The following is a 2,214-nucleotide window of genomic DNA, read 5'->3' on the forward strand; positions in this document are numbered from 1 at the left end:
AGGGTAAGCGGATTAAATGGTTGATCTTACCTTTGCATGAGAGTGAGACAGACCGGCATCTCATCGGATTATCTGGTTGATGCTTCACCTACTGCTGGTGCATGTTTCCTTCGCTAATTCCAGCAAGAACCCCACACGCCTCAACTTCCCGGTCATCGTTGCAACTCGCTCTCAGTGAAACGAGTTGTTTCTCAAGCGCTTGCAGAGCGGTTATCTGCGACCGCACATGAGAGATGTGATCATCGAGCAAGGCGTTGACGGCGGTACAAGGCTGATGAGGGTCGTCCTGATAGCTCTGTAGTTCGTGAACCTCAGCCAGTGACAGGCCCAGGATTCTGCAGCGACGGATGAAGGCCAGCCCCTCACCATGCTTCTCGGTATAGACACGGTAACCGTTGTCCTGCCGATCAGGCGGCGGCAACAAGCCCTGCTGTTCATAGAAGCGGATCGTCTGTGTTTCGACCCCTACCAACTGCGCCAACTGACCAATGCGCATCAGCCTCCTCCCCAACGGATTCTTTACTCTATTGACCTTATAGTAGCTTTATAGTTTTAAATGGTACCACAACATTGTTCAAGTGGAGTCGTATCATGAGCAAATCCTGTGGTGGCGCCTGTGGCGGTGATGCAACGTCCGCAGCGGATACCGATATACAGGCCTCCTCCGAGGCGCCAGGGAGATGGGTCAGTGTTTATGCCGTGCCGAAGATGGACTGTCCATCAGAAGAACGAATGATTCGCCTAGCCCTGAACGGCTTTGAGGAGATTCGGGCGCTGTCCTTCGACTTGTCGAACCGCCGGCTGAAGGTCGTGCATGACGGCGAGGTCGAGCCCGTCACCTCGAAACTGAAGACCTTGGGGCTAGGCGCCTCGCTTCAGGAAACCGTCGCTGCAAATCCGGAGACCATCAAGGCCGCCGAGTTTTCGGCAGCTTCTGCTAAGCAAGAATCCGGGACCCTGCGCTGGTTGCTCGGCATCAATGCACTTCTGTTCGTGGTGGAAATGACTGCCGGTCTGATGGCTCAGTCAACTGGCCTCATTGCAGAGTCCCTGGACAATTTTGCTGATGCGGCAGTGTACGGACTCGCTCTTTATGCGGTTGGGCATAGCGTGAAAAGGCAGGTCCGTGTTGCGCACGTTGCTGGTGTGGTCCAACTGGTTTTGGCTGTTGGCGTACTCGTAGAGGTCGTGAGGCGCTTTGTATTCGGTAGTGAGCCTGAATCGCTGGTGATGATGGCTATCGCATTCGTCGCATTGATTGCCAATACCAGTTGTCTGCTGCTCATATCCAAACATCGGGAAGGCGGGGCGCACATGAAGGCAAGCTGGATATTCTCGGCCAACGACGTGGTGATCAACCTGGGGGTCATCACCGCCGGCGCCCTGGTCGCGTGGACCGGTTCCAATTATCCGGATCTGATTATCGGCACCATCGCGGGGGGCATTGTACTTAACGGTGCCAGACGCATTTTGGCGTTGAAGGGTTAAATAATGCTCATTATTGGCAAAAAGCTCTCGCCGTATGCCCTATTGTCCATATCGGGCCTGCTGGCAGCGTCTGATCAGGCTGTAAAGTGGCTGGTGCAGCAATCAATGGCCTATGGCGAGTATGTTTCGGTGACCCCGTTCTTTAACTGGGTGCACCTATGGAACACCGGTGCCGCATTCAGTCTTTTTGCGAATGGTGGAGGCTGGCAGCGCTACTTTTTTATCGGAATCGCGGTAGTGGTCTCGATTTTTCTGATCAAGCTGATCCTTGAAAATCGTCATAAAGGAGAAGCCATCGCTTACAGTCTTATCCTCGGTGGCGCCATGGGCAACCTGATTGACCGGGTCTTTCGCGGCTATGTTGTGGATTCCTTTGATTTCTATTGGCGAGACTGGCATTGGCCGGCCTTCAACCTGGCTGATATTGCAATTGTCCTCGGTGCCTTACTTTTCGTTTCCAGCAGCTTGTTGGGTAAAAAAGCAAACACCAATGCCGAGCCGGATGGATCTGACTGACACCTACGCCTATACAACACCATGACCGAACTTCCCGACAACATCCTTCACCTGCCGCAATACCAAGTACTGGGCTGCAAATCAACCGACGACGAAATGCACTTCCAGGTGGACGTGCCCGATCCCATCGCCTGCGAGGAATGCGGCGTGCAGGGTGAGTTCGTACGGTTCGGCAAGCGTGACGTTCCCTATCGTGATCTGCCCATCCAC

3 protein-coding genes and 1 pseudogene are annotated in these 2,214 nt (G+C 54.0%); 3 read left to right on the forward strand and 1 reads right to left on the reverse strand.

All coding sequences use genetic code 11. The features are described 5' to 3' along the window. Positions 1-88 precede the first annotated feature (88 nt). The gene (gene cadR / locus AKJ31_RS15070; protein WP_053409935.1) at positions 89-496 is read right to left on the reverse strand and encodes a Cd(II)/Pb(II)-responsive transcriptional regulator; all 408 of its coding nucleotides are present in this window, start codon (positions 494-496) and stop codon (positions 89-91) included. Between the two features lie 95 nt (positions 497-591). Here cadR and AKJ31_RS15075 point away from each other — a divergent pair, with 95 nt between their 5' ends. The 3 genes and pseudogenes from AKJ31_RS15075 to AKJ31_RS22650 all read left to right on the forward strand — a co-directional run. Then, entirely contained in the window at positions 592-1,488 is an 897-nt protein-coding gene (locus AKJ31_RS15075) for a cation efflux transmembrane domain-containing protein (protein WP_053409936.1), read from the forward strand. Positions 1,489-1,491: 3 nt separating this feature from the next. Next, positions 1,492-2,004 carry a signal peptidase II gene (gene lspA, locus AKJ31_RS15080; RefSeq protein WP_004863699.1) on the forward strand — a complete coding sequence of 171 codons (513 nt, stop codon included), beginning with the start codon at positions 1,492-1,494 and terminating at the stop codon, positions 2,002-2,004. Between the two features lie 21 nt (positions 2,005-2,025). Continuing rightward, positions 2,026-2,214: pseudogene (locus tag AKJ31_RS22650) on the forward strand (ISL3 family transposase); the annotation flags it as partial.

It is taken from the genome of Vibrio hepatarius (genome assembly GCF_001274785.1).
GTDB classification, from domain to species: Bacteria; Pseudomonadota; Gammaproteobacteria; order Enterobacterales; family Vibrionaceae; genus Vibrio; species Vibrio hepatarius.

Coding starts and splice junctions, on each gene's coding strand:
- AKJ31_RS15075 (WP_053409936.1), top strand. CDS start 592: ATGAGCAAATCCTGTGGTGGCGCCTGTGGCGGTGATGCAACGTCCGCA.
- lspA (WP_004863699.1), top strand. CDS start 1,492: ATGCTCATTATTGGCAAAAAGCTCTCGCCGTATGCCCTATTGTCCATA.
- cadR (WP_053409935.1), bottom strand. CDS start 496: ATGCGCATTGGTCAGTTGGCGCAGTTGGTAGGGGTCGAAACACAGACG.